The organism is Flagellimonas ulvae, from assembly GCF_049333175.1.
In the GTDB taxonomy this organism is placed as follows: Bacteria; Bacteroidota; Bacteroidia; order Flavobacteriales; family Flavobacteriaceae; genus Flagellimonas.
Genome location: NZ_CP186325.1, coordinates 125,577 through 144,024 on the forward strand (window position 1 = coordinate 125,577; position 18,448 = coordinate 144,024).

At 36.5% G+C, this 18,448-nt stretch carries 22 protein-coding genes; 17 read left to right on the top strand and 5 right to left on the bottom strand.

What is annotated here, in order from left to right; genetic code table 11:
* The first annotated feature begins 258 nt into the window (after positions 1-258).
* From ACOKFD_RS00595 to ACOKFD_RS00645, 11 genes are all read left to right on the top strand, one after another.
* A complete protein-coding gene (locus ACOKFD_RS00595; protein WP_422859473.1) occupies positions 259-540 on the top strand; it encodes a hypothetical protein in 282 nt (93 codons plus the stop codon).
* Positions 541-732: 192 nt separating this feature from the next.
* Positions 733-1,581, top strand: a complete 849-nt coding sequence (locus ACOKFD_RS00600) for a helix-turn-helix domain-containing protein (protein WP_422859474.1) — start codon at positions 733-735, stop codon at positions 1,579-1,581.
* Between the two features lie 94 nt (positions 1,582-1,675).
* The gene (locus tag ACOKFD_RS00605; RefSeq protein ID WP_422859475.1) at positions 1,676-2,059 is read left to right on the top strand and encodes an ester cyclase; all 384 of its coding nucleotides are present in this window, start codon (positions 1,676-1,678) and stop codon (positions 2,057-2,059) included.
* 169 nt (positions 2,060-2,228) lie between these two features.
* On the top strand, positions 2,229-3,248 hold the full coding sequence (locus tag ACOKFD_RS00610) for a Kelch repeat-containing protein (RefSeq protein WP_422859476.1): 1,020 nt from the start codon (positions 2,229-2,231) through the stop codon (positions 3,246-3,248).
* 71 nt (positions 3,249-3,319) lie between these two features.
* Positions 3,320-3,751, top strand: a complete 432-nt coding sequence (locus ACOKFD_RS00615; RefSeq protein ID WP_422859477.1) for a hypothetical protein — start codon at positions 3,320-3,322, stop codon at positions 3,749-3,751.
* A gap of 21 nt (positions 3,752-3,772) precedes the next feature.
* Positions 3,773-4,159: a hypothetical protein gene (locus ACOKFD_RS00620; protein WP_422859478.1), complete on the top strand. Its 387-nt coding sequence runs from the start codon at positions 3,773-3,775 to the stop codon at positions 4,157-4,159.
* Position 4,160: 1 nt separating this feature from the next.
* Entirely contained in the window at positions 4,161-4,754 is a 594-nt protein-coding gene (locus ACOKFD_RS00625) for a hypothetical protein (RefSeq protein WP_422859479.1), read from the top strand.
* A gap of 5 nt (positions 4,755-4,759) precedes the next feature.
* Complete coding sequence (locus tag ACOKFD_RS00630; RefSeq protein WP_422859480.1) at positions 4,760-5,203, top strand: hypothetical protein; 444 nt, start codon at positions 4,760-4,762, stop codon at positions 5,201-5,203.
* Complete coding sequence (locus ACOKFD_RS00635) at positions 5,200-5,877, top strand: DUF4412 domain-containing protein (RefSeq protein WP_422859481.1); 678 nt, start codon at positions 5,200-5,202, stop codon at positions 5,875-5,877. The genes ACOKFD_RS00630 and ACOKFD_RS00635 overlap by 4 nt, the downstream gene beginning before the upstream one ends.
* Before the next feature lie 366 nt (positions 5,878-6,243).
* The gene (locus ACOKFD_RS00640; protein ID WP_422859482.1) at positions 6,244-6,699 is read left to right on the top strand and encodes a hypothetical protein; all 456 of its coding nucleotides are present in this window, start codon (positions 6,244-6,246) and stop codon (positions 6,697-6,699) included.
* A 243-nt stretch (positions 6,700-6,942) separates the two neighbouring features.
* Positions 6,943-7,785 carry an SMI1/KNR4 family protein gene (locus ACOKFD_RS00645; protein ID WP_422859483.1) on the top strand — a complete coding sequence of 281 codons (843 nt, stop codon included), beginning with the start codon at positions 6,943-6,945 and terminating at the stop codon, positions 7,783-7,785.
* A 300-nt stretch (positions 7,786-8,085) separates the two neighbouring features.
* Here ACOKFD_RS00645 and ACOKFD_RS00650 read toward each other — a convergent pair whose 3' ends face one another.
* Positions 8,086-10,128: a hypothetical protein gene (locus ACOKFD_RS00650; protein ID WP_422859484.1), complete on the bottom strand. Its 2,043-nt coding sequence runs from the start codon at positions 10,126-10,128 to the stop codon at positions 8,086-8,088.
* Positions 10,129-10,185: 57 nt separating this feature from the next.
* Positions 10,186-10,749 (bottom strand): hypothetical protein, encoded by a 564-nt coding sequence (locus tag ACOKFD_RS00655; protein WP_422859485.1) that lies wholly within the window; start codon positions 10,747-10,749, stop codon positions 10,186-10,188.
* A 154-nt stretch (positions 10,750-10,903) separates the two neighbouring features.
* On the opposite strand from ACOKFD_RS00655, the gene ACOKFD_RS00660 reads away from it, so the two are divergent.
* The 6 genes from ACOKFD_RS00660 (at position 10,904) to ACOKFD_RS00685 (ending at position 15,986) form a co-directional block, all read left to right on the top strand.
* Entirely contained in the window at positions 10,904-12,682 is a 1,779-nt protein-coding gene (locus ACOKFD_RS00660; RefSeq protein ID WP_422859486.1) for a tetratricopeptide repeat-containing sensor histidine kinase, read from the top strand.
* A 76-nt stretch (positions 12,683-12,758) separates the two neighbouring features.
* Positions 12,759-13,496, top strand: a complete 738-nt coding sequence (locus tag ACOKFD_RS00665) for a LytR/AlgR family response regulator transcription factor (RefSeq protein ID WP_422859487.1) — start codon at positions 12,759-12,761, stop codon at positions 13,494-13,496.
* A 203-nt stretch (positions 13,497-13,699) separates the two neighbouring features.
* On the top strand, positions 13,700-14,164 hold the full coding sequence (locus tag ACOKFD_RS00670; RefSeq protein ID WP_422859488.1) for a hypothetical protein: 465 nt from the start codon (positions 13,700-13,702) through the stop codon (positions 14,162-14,164).
* Between the two features lie 87 nt (positions 14,165-14,251).
* Entirely contained in the window at positions 14,252-15,355 is a 1,104-nt protein-coding gene (locus ACOKFD_RS00675) for a serine hydrolase domain-containing protein (RefSeq protein ID WP_422859489.1), read from the top strand.
* 90 nt (positions 15,356-15,445) lie between these two features.
* On the top strand, positions 15,446-15,697 hold the full coding sequence (locus ACOKFD_RS00680; protein WP_422859490.1) for a type II toxin-antitoxin system ParD family antitoxin: 252 nt from the start codon (positions 15,446-15,448) through the stop codon (positions 15,695-15,697).
* The gene (locus tag ACOKFD_RS00685) at positions 15,684-15,986 is read left to right on the top strand and encodes a type II toxin-antitoxin system RelE/ParE family toxin (protein ID WP_422859491.1); all 303 of its coding nucleotides are present in this window, start codon (positions 15,684-15,686) and stop codon (positions 15,984-15,986) included. Before ACOKFD_RS00680 ends, ACOKFD_RS00685 begins: the two co-directional genes overlap by 14 nt.
* Positions 15,987-16,284: 298 nt before the next feature.
* Here ACOKFD_RS00685 and ACOKFD_RS00690 read toward each other — a convergent pair whose 3' ends face one another.
* From ACOKFD_RS00690 to ACOKFD_RS00700, 3 genes are all read right to left on the bottom strand, one after another.
* Positions 16,285-17,007 (bottom strand): YebC/PmpR family DNA-binding transcriptional regulator, encoded by a 723-nt coding sequence (locus ACOKFD_RS00690; RefSeq protein ID WP_422859492.1) that lies wholly within the window; start codon positions 17,005-17,007, stop codon positions 16,285-16,287.
* A gap of 74 nt (positions 17,008-17,081) precedes the next feature.
* Entirely contained in the window at positions 17,082-17,366 is a 285-nt protein-coding gene (locus tag ACOKFD_RS00695; protein ID WP_422859493.1) for a 4a-hydroxytetrahydrobiopterin dehydratase, read from the bottom strand.
* An 83-nt stretch (positions 17,367-17,449) separates the two neighbouring features.
* Positions 17,450-18,208 carry a hypothetical protein gene (locus ACOKFD_RS00700; protein ID WP_422859494.1) on the bottom strand — a complete coding sequence of 253 codons (759 nt, stop codon included), beginning with the start codon at positions 18,206-18,208 and terminating at the stop codon, positions 17,450-17,452.
* Between the last annotated feature and the right edge of the window lie 240 nt (positions 18,209-18,448).

Genomic DNA, 18,448 nt, shown 5'->3' on the forward strand with positions numbered 1-18,448 from the left:
GCTATTTATCATTCCGCTTCTTTTTCTCTCATATGGGCTTTATCATTACTTTTATTTAGGAACAACGGTAGTTTCTCATCCTAAAGCTCCACAACCTAGTTTATCCAATGGAGCCTTAATAATTGCTTTTGGATCCATCTTTATGGCTCTTGCGTTTTACCGGACTGTAAAAAGGTCGAAACTTCTGAAGCAATTACATGATTTAAACAAATCAAATAACTAAAGTTCAAATAAAGGATTATTATTGAAAGCTTAGAAATGTCTAGAATCACTAGTTATTTCCATATTCTTGGTGGATTTGTTTCGATGTTGTATGGCTGTGCAATGTCGATGTCTCAGATCAAAGTAAATAATACCCTTCCTAATCTAACTAAATCAAATTTTATACCTCAAACAGGAGTAAAAGAATTAATAAAAACCGATAAGAGCAAGTATCTCGTGAAAGGACGAGGTTATATGGCACCTATTGGTTTAACAGTTAAAAGCGAATTAAAAAATGGAGCTATAGGAATTGATGAATGGGTATGCTTGTTGTCTTAAATCCATTACCTGTAGGAAGAACCTTTAGAAATTGCTATTTACTTTCATTATGGGCAGAGTATTCCATTTACTCGAAGAGATTCTATCTGTTCGATAAACGAAAAACAGCCAGATTGCACAACAAACAAGATTTAGGGCAAATATCTTGTGGATGATATTTGCTAACTTTAGGAAATACCATCGAACTGGCAAATGTTTGAGAACAATGAAGATATCGTGAAGTTCTTTAGGGTTTTAGTTCAAGAGCTAAAACCGTATGCCTCCCAATTCGGTATTGCATTGAGTTATCAGACCAAAGTAGGAAGCACGTCAATTACTAGATACAACAAGGCCTCTATACATCAAGAAATCACACATTTTCTAAAACATATTTTGAAGTACCTGCCCCAAAACGAAAAGCTAACGGTACTTTTCAATCGCTGTATTCATAATGAAACATGTTGTTTGATTACCGTGACCAATACTGGCGTTGACCTGCATAGAATCATGGAAATTACGGCATCCACGAAATTCAAAGCCTCAGCGAAAAGTATCAGTATAAATGCAACCGAATTTAATATTGAAGTCCCTTTGCTTGAAAATGAAATTCAGGTGATAGAAGACGTTCTTCCAAAATATAACTTTGCTCCTTATTACGCTGAAATTGGAAAGCGTTTATCGGCGCACTTTTCACTACCCAACAACCTCTTGTCAAATTCTATTAGGATAAGCAAAAAAGAAAATGCTTTCTTACAAAGAATAAATGCCATCCTAAGCACAAAATTAGAAGATAACACCTTTACGGTCGCAGAGTTCGCCAATAGAATGGCCATGAGCCGGTCTCAATTGTTCCGAAAAACAAAGGTGCTTACCAACATGTCCCCCAACCAATATATCCTTTATTTCAGGTTACAGGCAGCCAAAGAGTTGTTAGAATCCAAGACAATCGACTTAAATGTAAGTGATGTTTGCTATAGTGTTGGGTTTATGAGTAAGAGTCATTTTACAAGGTCGTTTCGAAAGCAATTTGGAATGTTGCCTTCTCAAGTACTATCAAACTGAAATGCACCATACGGGCAATTAATTGCAACGTGAGGGCAATTCTGCAAGACCATCGTAGTCTAATTTTGTAATCATAACCAGTAAAAGAATACTTATGAGCGATTTAAGAAAGAACAGAGAATTGATCATCAACTATTTCAATGCGATATCTGGTGAAGCAAAGACCAAAGAATTGCTCAATAGATATACCACTGACCAAAAACTGATAGATCATATCATATTTTTTGAAGGTACTTTTCCAAAATATGAGCTTTTTATTGAAGAAATGGTGGCTGAAGAAGACAAAGTACTGGTTAGAGGCCGATGTAATGGCATTCATTTAGGTGATTTTAATGGGGTGCCACCAACGAATCGTGAAATAGATTTGCCTTTTGTAATTCGTTATGTCATCCATAAAGGAAAGATAACAGACCATTGGTTGATTGCAGACCAGATGGTATTGATGGAACAGTTGGGAATAAACCAAGCTACCGTATAATAAGATGATGTAGAAACCATCTTTGGCCATTTTTTGGTCATTTGCCCACTCCATTTATCGGAGATTATAACATGCAAGTTGCCTGTGCAACCCTGCCCTTGTATACGTACGCCTTTTTTTGACGAAATGGTGCTATATATAAAAAGAATAACTCTTAAAAAACAGTGAAATGAAAATGAGAATTTCAAATTTGGTATTAATTCTAATGATGCTAGGGTTTTTCTCTTGCTCCGATGACAACAAAGATACTGGAGATTCAGAACCTGAGGAGGTTACACTAACCTTTAATGTGGAAACCAATGAAGATCAAATGGGCGTTTTCTCCCATCACAAAATGGCAATCTTTAATGGAGAGGTCTGGTCTGTGGGTGGCTATAATTCCTATCATACAAGCATACATAATGACGTTTGGAAAAGTGCGGATGGAAGAGCTTGGGCATCTCATGCAAGCGAACAATTCCCAAAACGGAGAGATCATTCATTAACCGTTTTTGATAACAAAATGTGGGTAATTGGTGGATTTACCGAGTCCTCACCCGATACCTTTACAGCTTTGAGCGATGTCCTGTATTCCAGCGATGGTAGTACATGGACATTGGCCACTGATAATCCCATAGATGGAGCGAGTATCGGGTCGCATGCTACGGTGGTATTCAACAATAAACTTTATATCATAAAGGATGGTTCAAACGAAGATGCATCTGGTTGTACCGTTTGGTCATCATCTGATGGAGTCAATTGGACACGGAAAACCAATAATGCCTTTTCGTATAGAGAAGGTTTCTCTATGGCTGTATTCAATAATGAAATCTATGTCTTTGGAGGATTCCATGAATCTACATATTTCAATGAGATTTGGAAGAGTGATGATGGCATTGATTGGACCAGAGTAAATACAATTGGCGGGGCGTTCCCTTCCAGAGCATACGGCGAAACGGTCGTTTACAATAATAAACTTTGGGTTTTCGGCGGTACAAATGGCACCACTTCTACAGGCTTGGGTCTTCACTACTCTAACGACGGTATACAATGGGAGCGTTATTTACCACTGCCCTCAGAAGATGGCCTACAGCATTTTTCGGCTTTATGCTATGATGATGCCATCTGGGTTTTTGGTGGCATGCAACAAGAAGAAGGGTCTGACTTGACTACAAGGGTGGGTACCATTAATACCATTAAACAGGATTAGATCATTCGATATGTAAAACACATCTCCATTGATGATCACAATACGGAAATTATTGAACTATAAAATTAAAAATGATGAAATCACTATTTAAAACATTTGTAATTATACTGGGCATATACATTATTGGTTGTAGTAACAATAATGATGATGGCTCTGAAAATAACCTTCCCCCAACTACACCATTGCTTCTTACTCCCGTTAATGGTGCAGGTCCTTGTTTCGACTTGGCAGGTTTAATTAGTTTAACACAAGCTACATTTAGTTGGGAAGCATCTGAAGATCCTGAAGATGACCATATCCGCTATCGGTTATTTTTAGGTACTGAAGAAGGCCAAATTATGTTGTTGGCAGCAGATATAGATGACACATCATTCACCTTACCGGAGGGCACTCTGATTAGCGGACGTCAATATTATTGGAAAATAGAGGCCGTCGATTCTAAGGGCAATATTACACCCAGTGTGGTTTATTCCTTTTTTGCCCTTGCAGGCCCATGTCCCTAAAAATCATTAAATCCAATAACAATGAAAACACCACAAATTTTATTAATAATGCTGTCACTCTGCATTTCAAATGTAACCCAAGCACAAAAAAATGAAAGCACAAAAAAAGACAGTACCGAAGCAAAAACTGAGGTAAAATCAGACAACTTTATGGATCTGGCCGCAGGGACCCTGACCCAAATTTTTGGAGAAGACCTAGACGGTAACTCGACGGGCAACTCATTAAGCTTTTTAGAGTTTATAGAAAAAATGGACCTGCCAAAAGAACAGAAAGAAGAATATAAAAATTGGTACTACATACAGACCAAAGACCTTACCCAAAAACAGAAAGATTCTTTGGGCAATGCCCTGAAAGAAAAAATGATTGAGGCCCAGAAAACCCAAAGCAAAAATAAAAAAAATAGATAAGATGAAATCACTAACAATCCTTTTGCTAAGTATAGCACTGTTTTCATGTAAAAATGAAAACAAAAAGGAGCCAGAAAAAAATGTAGCTGCGCAGATGGCAACGGAAAATAGCCCAGTCAAAAAAACGATTGGCAAAGGCACCTACCTATGTAAGATAAATGGCAAAGATTGGTATTATACAAGCGCTTCAAGTGTGGTTGCCAAGAATGAAAATATTGGTTTTAGACGTGCCACCATAACCTTTAAAAAGAAATTGAACAAAGGCACCGAATCCATTCAAATTGCATATAACGCAGACGAACAAACAGTGGTAAGCGCACTTGTGAGCCTAAAACCCAATGATATCAATGGGAATCTAATTAGTGCCATGTACAATATGCGCCTGGGTTATGTAAAACCCAGTGAAAGTATGTCAGGAACCATAGACCTTTCTGACATGGAGGCCGCTTCAGGCACGGCAAAAATTACTATAGAAAACGATTACGAAAAGGCCAAACTCAATCCTGAAGACCATATCCTCAAAATTACAGACCTATCCTTTTCAGGGGTTGGTTATTCAGACATCAATAGAGAGTTCGATAAATATAAAAAATAAGGATCATGAAAACCTATTCAACATACCTATTGGTTACTTTGCTGGTCTTCACCTTGACCAATTGCAGCAATGATGACAATGGCACCATTGAACCAGAACCTACAGTTTCAGAATTGCTCATTGGCAAATGGTTTATCGAAGAAAAAAACAATATTAAGGTACCTGAAGGCTGTCTTGACCGAACGTTCTATCAGTTTATCGATGGTCAAAACGTAGTATCTGAACAGTTCTCATCAGCAGAAATAGATAGCGAATGTTTTTCTACGGGAATATATGCCTCACCATACACCATAAATGCCACTAACGAAGTGGTATTTGACATACAAGATGAACTATTTGGAATAGTAACTGTCACCCTGGAAATTATAGAAATATCTACAAACGAGTTAACAGGAACGCTCCAAGACCGTTTTGGCGGAGCCGAATATAAATTAATAAAAGACTTATGAAAACTTTAAAGAAACCCGCATTAATAATGGCATTAATAACCTTTACAATCATTGATGCCAAAGCTCAACAGGAAACCTACCGTTTTGAATACATCTATAAAATGCAAATAGAAACACCCAGAGGAAGAACCTCCACATTGGATTACTATCTGCCGGCCAACGGTGACTATTTTGCTGTTAAAAACAATGGCATACTACAAGTGTTTGATAATAACCTGAACAAAATGTACAGCTATATGGGTTTTGATAGTGATGATGCTGATAGAAAAACGCTTATGGCTATGAAATTTGACTTCAAAGAGCTTTTAAAATTGGCCAACGATGAAGAAGACCCAAGAATTTACAAATCAGTCGGCTATGCATCCATTTTAGGGCATGACTGCGAATTATATCGAATGACCAGTGATACCATGACCAGTGAGGTTTGGGTGGCAAAAGGCCTAATAGAGGGTAGTTTCGGCGAAAATGCCGGTCATCCTGTGGTATACTATATGTTGTCAAGAAGTAGTAATGTAGGGGACGACTCCTTGGAACCTGTTTATTCGGGATTACCGCTTAAAATTGTTACTAAAAAGAAAAGAGGTAGTCGAGAGAAGATAACTACAATGACATGCATAAAATTTGACAGGTCATCATTGACTGTAAACACAAACGAATATCGGAGGCTGTTTTGATTTTTAAAGGATTGATAAATCCTCCGAAAGAATTATCAGAAATAAGCGCTGAAGAAATGTTACTTCTTTTTAGGTTAATTGTTGATCGTGAAAATCGTAGAAGGGCATTCTTACTCTCCCAATGGAGTAATAAAGGGTTGGTCAGATTTTGAGATTTACAGGTCAAGGAAAATTCTAATTAGAAAGATGGAATATATGCGGATTTTTTTTAATATGAATAATTAAATCCAGGTTAAAGAGAGGTTTTTGGGACAGAAAAATATATCTAACTTGATTTCGGAAATGAAAAGTTCAATAAAAGGATTGCTTATTAAGCGGATATAGTGCTTAATGAATCATACACATTTGTTAGCTGCAATTAAAGTCATGAATAAATATTCAATAACGTGTATTCTCTATTTTTTTATTCTAAGTATTCATGGTCAAAAGGGTAACGTTATTATTCAAATCAATAATGAACTTTTAACATCTGGTATGCTTCAGCCAAAGGTAAAGCCAGTAAACAGCTCATTTTCATATTACGCTGAATATGATTCAGGTATCTTGACTATCAGTGATAAGGCTTGGGAGGAAATTGAAAAGGACTCTATTGGAAAATTTAGTTTGGGATTTCAGTACCGGACCTGTGAGAAAGATAAATCGAATATTGCCTTTTTTGAAATCGAATTAAGTCGTCAACTACTTAATCAACCATATCTTATCATAAACATATATGACTTTCGCAATCGAAAATATAGAAGATGGTATGGGCCACATACAGAAAAGAATTATCTAGTTGAATTTAAGTACCCAGGAAGTCCTGTTTTTGTTCGATACAAATAAACCTGCACCTAACATTGGCTCATAAATCATGGTATTCCTCAATGGGAGGTTTTTGCTAACTTCCCAATCAAATAAAAACCACCTTGCGCTCGACCACGAGTTATAGCAAGGCCGTTAAAGTTCAAATAAACGATTACCAAGAACATCCCATTTGCAGGACAGATTTATCTTAACTTAGTTCCGCACATAAAAGATATATCGATTATATGATCTATACACAATTGTTGGCGGTAATTAAAAAAAATGGCATTTCCAGTTGAAGAAAAATACATAGCAGCGACGGAATCTGACTTAGGTGTCTCATTTCCAAATTCCTTCAGAAAACGAATGTTAAAATCTAACGGTGGTGAATTAGTATCGAAAAAACTGGAATTTGAACTTTTTCCATTTTTTGATAAATCTAGTCGTAAACGAATAAGTAGGACATGCAATCATATTGTACTAGAAACAAAAAATGCTCGTGAATGGGATGGTTTTCCTCAAAACGCAATTGCAATTGGGTCTGATGGGTCTGGGAACCTCATTGTTTTACTCCATACCGGAGATGGTATTTTATCGGACGATATCCATTTCTGGAATCATGAAAAAAGGCAATCAAAAAAGATTGCAGACTCGATTGATATAATTGAAGAGACTATTGACGTCAGACCGAAAGCAAGCTTAAATCAGATAACACGGGAAAAGGTAAATTCTATAAATTTTCAAAACTTAATAATTGATTTAATCCCTGCACCCTGGAAACTTTATAAAATAGGAGAGAACTACGAATTCCAACTTGGAAAGAACAGTGATATAAAAATTAACTTATTAAAGAATCCAAAACCAAATGATTGGAATGAAAGGGATTTTTGGACAAAACAATGGGCATCAATCACCAAATTAAAAGTAAAGTCAAATATGGAAGTTACGCTTGATGAATTTAAAAATCTTCATATTGTAACTTGTAAAACAAAGGAATGGACACCTGTATTGACCTGGGTTGGAAAAAAAGAGGACAGTTCTTGGGTATTGATGTTCCGAACGGAATTAAGACGACTCAAAGGTGACATTAACGAACTAAAAAAGTTACTTGAAAAAATAAAATAACTACAGCCAACAATGGCTATAGCCCATGGCTATCGTTTGGCCATTTTTTCCTAACTTCTATCTATTAAAAAACGTCTGGCGCTGGCCACGGGGCCATAGCCGGGACCGTTGCTAAAGTTCAAATAAACGATGAGGAAGATTCTATTTATAGTTTTTGGACTATCTACTTGCAAGAGTTTTCCATGTACTTGCCATACTACTCAGTTAAAAAAAGAATTAAAGCATACCACCTCAATTCTGCATGCTAGGGTTATAAACATTGATTATGTGTTCAAAAAAACGATTGTTATATCACACGTACTAGTTTATTTCATAGTGCACCGTATAGAAACCTTCATTATCATTCACCAAACGGTCATTTACTTTTAAATAAAGCATTCCGCTAACATTTGCTGTAAATGTTCCACCATTGCCCACCAAAAACCATTTACCTTTCTCACCTATTTTTCCCAATAAACTGCCATGCAAAAAGCGTTTATCAATATTATAGATACTTAATGATTTAATGCCCTCCGGACCAGAATGGCCCAAAAAATTTCCCACTTTCATTTTTCCCGAAACCTTTAAGCTGAATTTCTGACCGCTTTTGAGATTTAAATGTGTTAAATCTGAAAAAGGTGTTACTCTTAACTTATAAGCTCCAATTTGTTCAGCTTTAACACTTGTATTGGCATTTATGTTCGAATATGCGCGAACCGATAAAACACCATTCACCACTGTATAGTTGTACAGAGTCCTACCGCTATTAATATATGCACCGCGATATTTATCATATTTTGTTGTTTGATATGTTGTCAATCTATTTCTATAAAATGCCAAGAGTTCTTTTTGATATAGATTCACCAAATCTTCCGAGGCATTTTCGATTCTTAGAAGTACATTGCCATTATCACTGTTTTTTGTCACGTAACTTCGAACAGAAAAACCATTTTTGTCTTTGAAAAATTCTGAGCGGGACATATTTTTTGAAGAAATTCTGTAGAAACCTTTCTCTTCAATGTTATTTACAAATTTCTGGCCATCATTGCGGTTATACTTTCCTTCAGCATCAAACAAGCTCAGATGTGCTTGCAATATGTAATGCAAATCTTCGTAGGTAGGAAGATTCGTTGAATGTTTATTGTTTAGCTTAACACGAAGAATGTCAACCTCAGACTTTAATTTGCTTATCTCTTGGTTTCGCCTTAAAGCTTCAGTTCTAAATAGTTTTTCCTTTTCTTTTCGTTCAAAACGCTTTTGTTCAGCTAGTAGGACCAGTTTCTTTTGAAGCGACTGACTTTTTTCATTGACCGCATTGGACAATTCTTTATAAATCGGACTGCTTTCGACAAGGTCTGGAAGTATTAGTTCTGCAAGCTTGGTCAGTTCGTTCTGGGTTTTTACACTTTCGATACCAATTTTGAGCCAGGCTTTCATATTGGAAACTATTTCAGTTTTTCGTTTTTGAAAAAGCTGAAATGTTTTCTGTGCGCTTTCAATATGCAGAACTTGGCTATAGTCATTCTTGAAATCGGCAATGAGTCTATTGATTTTTTGGGCGTTGGCATCCGTAGATTTCGTACTTGCCAATTTTAATATTTCCTTTGGCATCAAATAATCCACTAATTCCTTCGTTTTTGATGCAATATCTCGATTTACTTGGGCTCTAATTTGTTCTGAAGCTTTTGCATACAATTCGCGATTTATGTTCTCGAAATTCAAAAGTGCCTCCAGCGAAGCTCTTGTATTCTCCAAAACCTGTGCAGTCTCTGTTTTTTCTAAAAGCACCTTATCTGCGGAGATGCTCTCGTATTTATTTACTTTCTTTAAAGCCATTTCAATTTCCGATGGAAACAAGACGATGTATTTGGAATTCAAGTTAGACTTTAACATTTGAACAGCATTATAGTTTAATTGGCCTTGAGAAAGCAATTCTAATTCATGGGAAAGTGACTCTCGAAGCTGATTTCGATCTAAAACTTTTTTAGTGAAAACATTACTTCTAAAATCAAGCTGGTAATTATAAATGATATTGCTAAACACCCAAGCCTTATAAGGAATACTTTGATGTCTATTTTTAATGTAGCAGGACTGTATTTTTCGCCAGTCTTTGGTTCGTGCCTTTTCGGATAAACTTGAAAATGATTTGCCTCTGAAAGGAACAAAATACTTATCCGAGTACATGTTGATCGCTAGGTTCTCAATTGTAGTTCTTTGAACATAAGTAGTTACTTTGAGAGCTGGATATTCCTTCTTGATGACATCCATCCAATCAGAGATTTCCGCACAATTCTGCCCCCAAACACTAATGGAAAATAGCTGTATCAGAATACAGCAATATGGTTTTGCGTATTTAAAAGTCATTTTTGGTAGACGCGCTGTTTGGTCAGATAAAGATAGGTTTATCAAGATACAAGAATTTCATTTTACAGTATACTGAATCTTGTTGAAGAAGCCCTCAGTAACCTGAAGTGTTTCACCGGTATCGGAATTTTCCACATTATATTCAAACTCCCCGGAAATGATTTGTTTTTCCTTATCGATACCAGTAATTCTCAACGACCCAAAAGTACCATCAGTATCAAAGTCAACGTTTGGGCCATCAATTTCATAGGGTGCATAACCACCACCAAATTGCAATTCCAAGGGATTATCTACAGGGTTGTTTATCTGGACACCTGTTGTAACCAAATCAAAACTTACACCTGTCATTGCAATTATGATTGCTTCACCTTGCGTAATATCCTCTTCCAAATCAATTCCTGCGATTACCATTGAAAAGAAAGCTTCATTTTCGGAAAGTTCTGCTGAAATTGTTGGTACACCCCTATCAACAGGTATCGCCTCAAAATTACTTCCGTTTATTTTTGCCGTGATAAATGAATCAGGCAATCCACCATTGTCGTCATCAATGGACCCGGAATCATTGTTGCTACTACAGGCGATTAATACAAGAGAGAATAGAATTGATAGAATACGTTTCATAGATTTTGTCCTTTAAAAAAGAAAAATGCATATTTCTTTCTATACAATCCATAGAAAATATATTATAGTAGCCATTCATCAGCTTATCGTTTGGTTTTAATTGTATTACCGTTTTTAATGAGTATTTTGTCGCCTCAAAATCCACCAAATTTTAATGAGAATACGATTAATCCTTGCCTTATTATGCTTCTATTATCTTGGTTATTCGCAGCTTAGAGAAGCAGATTCCATTCAAAAACTGATTGAACAATATGAGATAGTCGACACAGCACTGGTTAATCTAAGACAGAGCTACGCTGCTAAAAAAATGCTTATGACTCCTGCCGATACGACGTGGTTGGCTTATACCCTTAAGACATTATCCTTGGCCGAGGATTTGAAATACACCAAAGGTATTTTACTGGCGAATAATAATGTCGGCGTCGTGTACCATTATTTCCTTTCCAACCCACTAAAAGCCTTGAATTATTATCAAGCAGCCTATAAAATATCTGAACAAAACCCTTCCCTTAAGCGTTATCAATTTTCAATGCTGACCAATATGGGATTGATACATTATGAGCAGGAAGATTACGAAAAAGCAATGCCCATTTTCAGAAAATTATTAGAATATCCACAGCGTAAGAGCAACACGCTTTCCAACATTGGCAATATTTTCGGACTTCTACAACAAACAGACTCGGCAGTATTTTATTTCAAGGAATCCATCAAGGAAGCAGAACGTACCAATGATATTTTGCAAATTGCCAATGTCAGAAGTAATCTAGGATTGGTACAAGCACAAGGTGGACAACTATCCGAAGGATTGACCAATACAGCTTCAAGCCTAAAAATGATTGATTCTTTGGGTCTCGAAATGGTGAGAGTACCAGCTTACGTTAATGCCGCAGAAGTTTACTTGCACAGCAATGATTTGGATAAGGCAGAATTCTACGCCATGGAAAGTCTGAACGCGGTAAAATCCCTCAACAATCTATACACCGAAACCAAGTCGCTTCAAACCTTGGCGACCATCCAGGAAAAAAAGGGGGACTATCAAAAGGCTTTGGAAAATTACAAGGCCGCGAACATCCTGAATGACAGCTTGGTGAGTGCCGACCGAAAGGTGGAAATATCCCGAAAGGAAATCCAGTACGAGGCAGATAAACGGGAAGCACTCGCTTTTGCGAAAACGGAACGCCAACGTACGATTAAAAATGCTTCGCTTTTGGGTGGTAGCGGTATTGTGTTGGCCTCGCTATTCGCCTTTGTTTTGTACCGACGAAAACAAAGAGCAGAGACGGCCAAAAAAGAAGCCGAGTTCACTGCCAAGGTGGCCAAAGTAGAGTTGAAAGCACTTCGTGCACAGATGAACCCGCATTTTATCTTCAACAGCCTCAATTCCATAGGCGATTATATTCTAAATAATGACACGCAATCTGCAAGTGACTATCTCGGTAAGTTTGCCCGCTTGATGCGTATGACACTTGAAAATTCTGATAAACAACTTATCACTTTGGAAGATGACATTAATTTACTTAACACCTATTTGGCTATTGAGCAGAAGCGGTTTGACAATACCTTCGATTTTGAAATCAAGGTTGCTGACGATTTGGATACTGATGAAGTCCTCCTACCACCAATGTTGTTACAACCTTTTGTCGAAAACAGTATAGTTCACGGTCTATCCAAATCGGAAAAGGGCGGCAAGATTCAAATTAATTTCCAATCTGAACAGGAACATTTGTTATGTACCGTAGAAGATAATGGTGTGGGTAGGTCTATGAGCAAGAGCATGAACGAACCCCTCAAAAAGAGTTCTATGGGTATGTCAATCACCCAGAACAGAATTGAGGTGCTTAATAAGACTGAAGATACCAACGGGTCTGTTAAAATCATTGATAAGGAAATTGGTACAAAGATTATTATATCACTACCCATGGCATTGGCCTAGTTTATACTTGGTTTTTTGACAATTGGATTTTATTATCTTGAAGTCCAATAATTGAACAACTTCAATATAAGTTGCTATGATAAACACGCTAATTATTGATGATGAATCCCACTGCGTCAAAAGGCTGTTGCATTTAATAGACAGGAAACCTGGCACCTTTAATGTCGTTGCGACTTGTAAAACTGTAGATAATGCACTCGAGGTTGCTAAGAACACCTCCTTGGATTTGGTCTTTTTGGATATTGAAATCGATAATAAGACAGGATTTGATTTTTTAAGGCAGCTCGGTACTATTTCCTTCAAGACCATCTTCACAACAGCTTTTGACAACTACGCCATTAAAGCCATTAAATTCAGTGCTTTTGACTACTTGATGAAACCAATTGATTTTGATGAATTTAATGAAACTATCGCTCGCCTTCAAGAAGAAATACGATCGAAAGAACACAATGGCCACGTACGACAATTACTCAAAAATATAGAACAGGAACAGCCAAAACTATTGACCATCCCATCCGTGCAAGGTTTTGAAACAGTTTTGGTAGCTGATATCGTGCACTTAGAAGCGAATGGTAACTACACCCATATCCATACCAACGATAAAAAGCAAATAGTCAGTAAACCCATAAAATTCTATGAAACTCTTCTGGACGGAAAAAAATTCTTCAAATGCCATAAATCCCATCTTATAAACATGGAAATGATTAAGACATTTCATAAAGGGAAGCAGTCTTATATTGTAATGAAAAATGGCAATCAAGTTCCAATAGCGGTTAGGCGGAAAGAGGAATTTCTAGGAAAGTTTAAACTTTAAGATTTATCAGTTTTATGATTAAAAATAAAATTAAGATTTAGTGTTTTATTGTATGGGTTGTAACAGGATAAGTTCAAATAAACGATAGTGAGAGTGTCTAATTGGATATTTCAAGATGATATTACAGACTCAAATGAACTATTGAAATTGGTAAACCATAGTACATCAATTGCATTTTAGATACATGAGCCATCTATTTTAACATGGACAAAACAAATGAAGAAAGAAATGAAGATTTCATAGAATGGACAACATTCACAGAAGACCGTTTCAATGACTGGGTAAAACCAAACCCTAAATTGGCTAAGTTGCTGGATTGGTCTCCAAATTCATTGATAATTGTTGAAAATTATCTACTTGAAAATTTCACAATAGAGGATTTGGAAAATCAAGAAAATAAAACTCCAATTGATGCGATTGTTTCTTATGTAGCTGAAACAATCAGGAAAAATATTCCAGAGACCATTTGGAAAATTGACCTTGAGGACAAAACAAATATCTATTACCGTTTACCATATCTTGTTTTTAAATTGGGTGCGCCTACATGTCCGCATGATTTAATCAAAGACTGTGTTGGTAAACGAGAGCATGGTATGATAAAAAGTAGATTTGATTATCACAATAAAAAGTGGATTCAGTATCAAGACTACTTAAAGACAAATGAATAACGCCAGACAACAATGGCTAAAAGTTTTGTCTGGCCATGACATTAATGAATCCAAGAATGACCAAACGGCAATAAGTTCAATTAAACAATGAAAGAAAGTTTATTGATAGCTTTACTAATAGTAGTACTAAGCTCATGTAGAGAAAAACCTCCAGGGCATTCAAATACTTCAAATACGGATGTTTTAAATAGTGTTAGCACAATTGTCCGCGAGGGGTTAGGAAAACGCATTGATTCTCTGCTCTCAAAAGAAACCAATATAGGATTTTCAGGGTCTGTGGTTGTTATGGTTAGCGATAGTGTGATTCTTCAAAAGGGTTATGGATGGACCGATTCTTTGAAAAGAACCTTGATAAACCCTTCCACCAAGTTTTACCTAGCTTCCACTACAAAGGGTATTACTGGGGCCGTAGTGCTTATCGCTCAACAAAAGGGCATACTGAAAACTTCTGATTCCCTTTCAATGTTCGATGAAAATTGCCCAGCTGATTTCAAAAATATTTCCATTCATGATATGCTAATTCATACATCCGGTTTGAGTAATGAATATGAGACTTATGGAGCAGTTGACCGAATCGACAATATGAGATTATTATATAAAAGACCACTGGGTCCAAAAGAGGAATTCAACTACTCCAGTGCTGGCTATTGGTTAGCTGCTGCCATCATTGAAGGTTCAACTGGGATTACATATGAAACGTTTACTCGTAAAAATTTATTTGAAAGAGCAAAAATGGAGAGTACAGGTTTTTGGTTTGAGGCGGACGAAGATAATGAAGGACTATTTGCTCAAAAGCAAAAAAAATTCCCTCCTGGTAATCTTAATCCTAATTGGGGCTACCGGGCATCCGGAGGTGTAACCACCAATATCATTGACTTAAAACGGTATTATAAGGCGCTTAAGGACTATGAAATTCTAAATAAGGAATCATTGGTCAATTTATTTGGCCCACACAAGACCTTAGGAAGTGGTACGGGGATAGGATATGGTTGGTACACTACCACAACATCAAGAGGAACAAAAGAGATTTGGTCACGTGGGGGAGAGTCATTTGGACATAACAGTGCAATAAGATGGTTCGTGGAAGAAGATGTGGCCATTCTAATTTTAACAAACTGTGGCTCCATAGAAGGTAATCGAGAAGCCAATAGAACGGTCAGCGACAAAATTGAAAACCTCATTTGGGAATAGCACATGGTCTGTTAAAGTTCAAATAAACGATTGTTGCTTTCCTCAAATTTTATGTCTAAATTGAACCATTATTAATACTATTGGTTCATTATGGCTGTTATAAGAAAATCCATAACATTTACGGAACAACAAGATGCTTATGTCAAAAGCTTGATAGAGCAGGGTTTTTACACTAACGATAGCGAATATGTCAGGGATATTATTCGAAAAGATCAAGAGCGTAGAAAACGAATAGTCGATTTAAACGAAGCATTAATCGAGGGAATGGAAAGTGGTCCATCCGATGCTACCATAGATAGTATTTGGGGGGAGGCCATTAACGAGTACAATGCCGGAAAATAAATATGTAATAAGTGTAAGGGCAAGAAGCGATATAAAGTCCATTGCCAAATACACTTTGGAAAAATTTGGAGAAAATCAATCCTTAAAGTACGCACATGGTCTAAGGGGGATTTTGGAAGAACTGGCAAAGAACCCTGAGCTGGGTAGGAGATACGTTGCGGTAAAGAATCAAATGCTTTTGCGATTTAGGTACAAGTCACACGTAATATTCTACTATATTAACCAAGAAGGAATTTTTATTGTTAGGGTCTTGGGAGGTAAGATGGATTTTCCAAAACACCTAAAGTAAAGTACAAGTAAGGAATTCCAGATAATACCTTGCTTAAAGAAATCTCTCTTTCAATATAAATCCTAAAATGGTTTTCGTGCGATGCCAAAAAACTGACAAAGGATTTAAACCCAAAAGGTATAAAGCTGAATAGAACTAACACAACAACCGTTCTTACAGATGAAAAAAATAGCCTGCTCATCTGAGAAACATCTACTTGTATATTTACACAAACAAGATTAACCAATTCATCGCTTTTGATATCTGGATGTATGATGTTCAGAACAGATTAGCAAATTATTATGTAAAACAATGATAATCAGTTAGTTATATTGTCATTCATGTTGTGAAACACGTTCTGTACGTCATCATCCTCTTCTATTTTCTCCAAAAGCTTTTCAATATCCGCAACTTGCTCTTCTGAAAGTTCTTTAGTTGCTTGTGGAATGCGTTCAAAGCCAGAGGAAAGAATTTCAATTTGACGACTTTCCAATTCCTTCTGAATAGCACCAAAACTTTCAAAAGGGGCGTAAATCAGAATACCATCATCATCCACAAAGACTTCTTCGGCCCCAAAATCTATCATTTCCAATTCCAGTTCTTCAGGGTCAAGGCCGTCCACAGCAACCCTAAAATTGCAAGTATGATCAAACATAAATTCCACGGAGCCGGAAGTTCCTAAACTCCCATTACATTTATTAAAATAGCTTCGAATATTTGCTACGGTTCTAGTATTGTTGTCCGTGGCGGTTTCTATGAGTATTGCAATTCCGTGTGGGCCATAACCTTCAAAAAGAACCTCTTTAAAGTCGCCTAAGTTTTTATCCGAAGCCCTTTTAATGGCGCGTTCAATATTATCCTTGGGCATATTCACAGCCTTGGCATTTTGGATTACGGCGCGTAATTTTGAATTGGAATCGGGGTCTGGCCCACCTTCTTTGACCGCAATTACGATCTCCTTGCCAATTCTTGTAAATGCTTTGGACATAGCCGACCAGCGTTTCATTTTTCTGGCCTTTCTAAACTCAAACGCTCTTCCCATAGATGATTTTTAATCTGGACAAGGACAAATTTAGAAAAAAATGACCCCTAGTCAAGTAGACATAAAATTGAATTTTAGTGGTTGATTACAGATTCTATAATCTTTGCCAAATCAAAATCATATGCAGTTATTCCCCCAGCATCATGGGTATTGAGCTTTATGGTAAGTCGATTATACACATTTTCCCACTCAGGGTGGTGGTTGGCTTTTTCGGCCTCAAAGGCAATACGGGTCATTATCGAGAAAGCTTCTTTAAAATCCGTAAACTGAAACGTCTTTACAATACTTCCATTTTCAAGGTTCCAGCCTTTTAAACTTTTTAGTTCGCTTTCTATCTGAGATTCATTTAGTTTTTCCATAGTTTTTTGAAGTTTCAAATTTTTATATCAAATGGATATCAATTTACCGGAAGATGTATTCGTGACTAAGGCATGAAAGTCCGTTACTTTTTATTTTCCAGTATACCGTCAAGGTAATCCAGGAATTTTTCCATTCTGCGGTAATTGGTCATCATTTCTTTGGCATAATAAAATCTAGATTCTACTAGATTTTCAAATTCCCGATTTCCAAAAAGTGATTTAAAATCATTGGACTCAAGTTTGGAATATCCAATTTCGGTTTTGTACTCCATATTGGTATTTGCCGAAATATTCCTGGAATTTACATTTTTATATAGGAAAGGAATATTAAAATTGTTGTTGTCATAATTAGCAATTTCCTCTCGTTGCTCCAACCTTTCATTATATTTTAAAAGGGAATACAAAGATGTTCTTAGATTATTGTTTTTTAGAACAGAAAGTTCGCCATTCTGTAACGCCTCCTGCAATGTGGTCATGTCTAGGCCCAAATGATGGTCTTCTATAACAAATGTCATCAAACTATTTACGGAACTGGACTCAATAAGACTTCCTGAGTCCCCCATTAGGTTCATTACTGATTTGATACCTTCTATTTGATTCTCAAGGTCTTGAATGGATTCTTTAACTTGGAATTGATTCAAGTTTATCTGCTCTCCCAATCTCTCTTTGAGGTTTTCCCGTTTTTCATCCGTTTTTTTTGATTCATTAAATGAATTTATTTGGATTGCAATTAATATGCCTATAACTACCAGTACTATTTCCCCAATAGCGTACACAAGGTAGTTTCGAAACTTGTTTTCTGAGATAAGTTGCATTCTAATTTTACTGAAAAGTTTTATCATTTTTACCTGAACGTTAAGCGCATATCCAAAAATCTTATCAAGTCTAGGTTATCTATTCGTTTTAATCTTGAAACAAACCTAGAACTATCAGCAGAAAGATAATAAAATGAAGGGTAAGGTTGGTGACGAACAAATCAAAAACGGTTTGGCCTATCTAGAAATGGTTTTCATCAAATAAAGTAACATCTACCACAATTTCCTAATAGCTTGTTCTAAGGTTCTCTAGTAAAAACAAGAAAG

Excerpts from the sequence above, each read along its gene's own strand:
- ACOKFD_RS00595 (WP_422859473.1), top strand. The coding sequence starts at position 259 with ATGTCTAGAATCACTAGTTATTTCCATATTCTTGGTGGATTTGTTTCG.
- ACOKFD_RS00600 (WP_422859474.1), top strand. The coding sequence starts at position 733 with ATGTTTGAGAACAATGAAGATATCGTGAAGTTCTTTAGGGTTTTAGTT.
- ACOKFD_RS00605 (WP_422859475.1), top strand. The coding sequence starts at position 1,676 with ATGAGCGATTTAAGAAAGAACAGAGAATTGATCATCAACTATTTCAAT.
- ACOKFD_RS00610 (WP_422859476.1), top strand. The coding sequence starts at position 2,229 with ATGAAAATGAGAATTTCAAATTTGGTATTAATTCTAATGATGCTAGGG.
- ACOKFD_RS00615 (WP_422859477.1), top strand. The coding sequence starts at position 3,320 with ATGATGAAATCACTATTTAAAACATTTGTAATTATACTGGGCATATAC.
- ACOKFD_RS00620 (WP_422859478.1), top strand. The coding sequence starts at position 3,773 with ATGAAAACACCACAAATTTTATTAATAATGCTGTCACTCTGCATTTCA.
- ACOKFD_RS00625 (WP_422859479.1), top strand. The coding sequence starts at position 4,161 with ATGAAATCACTAACAATCCTTTTGCTAAGTATAGCACTGTTTTCATGT.
- ACOKFD_RS00630 (WP_422859480.1), top strand. The coding sequence starts at position 4,760 with ATGAAAACCTATTCAACATACCTATTGGTTACTTTGCTGGTCTTCACC.
- ACOKFD_RS00635 (WP_422859481.1), top strand. The coding sequence starts at position 5,200 with ATGAAAACTTTAAAGAAACCCGCATTAATAATGGCATTAATAACCTTT.
- ACOKFD_RS00640 (WP_422859482.1), top strand. The coding sequence starts at position 6,244 with ATGAATAAATATTCAATAACGTGTATTCTCTATTTTTTTATTCTAAGT.
- ACOKFD_RS00645 (WP_422859483.1), top strand. The coding sequence starts at position 6,943 with ATGGCATTTCCAGTTGAAGAAAAATACATAGCAGCGACGGAATCTGAC.
- ACOKFD_RS00650 (WP_422859484.1), bottom strand. The coding sequence starts at position 10,128 with ATGACTTTTAAATACGCAAAACCATATTGCTGTATTCTGATACAGCTA.
- ACOKFD_RS00655 (WP_422859485.1), bottom strand. The coding sequence starts at position 10,749 with ATGAAACGTATTCTATCAATTCTATTCTCTCTTGTATTAATCGCCTGT.
- ACOKFD_RS00660 (WP_422859486.1), top strand. The coding sequence starts at position 10,904 with ATGAGAATACGATTAATCCTTGCCTTATTATGCTTCTATTATCTTGGT.
- ACOKFD_RS00665 (WP_422859487.1), top strand. The coding sequence starts at position 12,759 with ATGATAAACACGCTAATTATTGATGATGAATCCCACTGCGTCAAAAGG.
- ACOKFD_RS00670 (WP_422859488.1), top strand. The coding sequence starts at position 13,700 with ATGGACAAAACAAATGAAGAAAGAAATGAAGATTTCATAGAATGGACA.
- ACOKFD_RS00675 (WP_422859489.1), top strand. The coding sequence starts at position 14,252 with ATGAAAGAAAGTTTATTGATAGCTTTACTAATAGTAGTACTAAGCTCA.
- ACOKFD_RS00680 (WP_422859490.1), top strand. The coding sequence starts at position 15,446 with ATGGCTGTTATAAGAAAATCCATAACATTTACGGAACAACAAGATGCT.
- ACOKFD_RS00685 (WP_422859491.1), top strand. The coding sequence starts at position 15,684 with ATGCCGGAAAATAAATATGTAATAAGTGTAAGGGCAAGAAGCGATATA.
- ACOKFD_RS00690 (WP_422859492.1), bottom strand. The coding sequence starts at position 17,007 with ATGGGAAGAGCGTTTGAGTTTAGAAAGGCCAGAAAAATGAAACGCTGG.
- ACOKFD_RS00695 (WP_422859493.1), bottom strand. The coding sequence starts at position 17,366 with ATGGAAAAACTAAATGAATCTCAGATAGAAAGCGAACTAAAAAGTTTA.
- ACOKFD_RS00700 (WP_422859494.1), bottom strand. The coding sequence starts at position 18,208 with ATGATAAAACTTTTCAGTAAAATTAGAATGCAACTTATCTCAGAAAAC.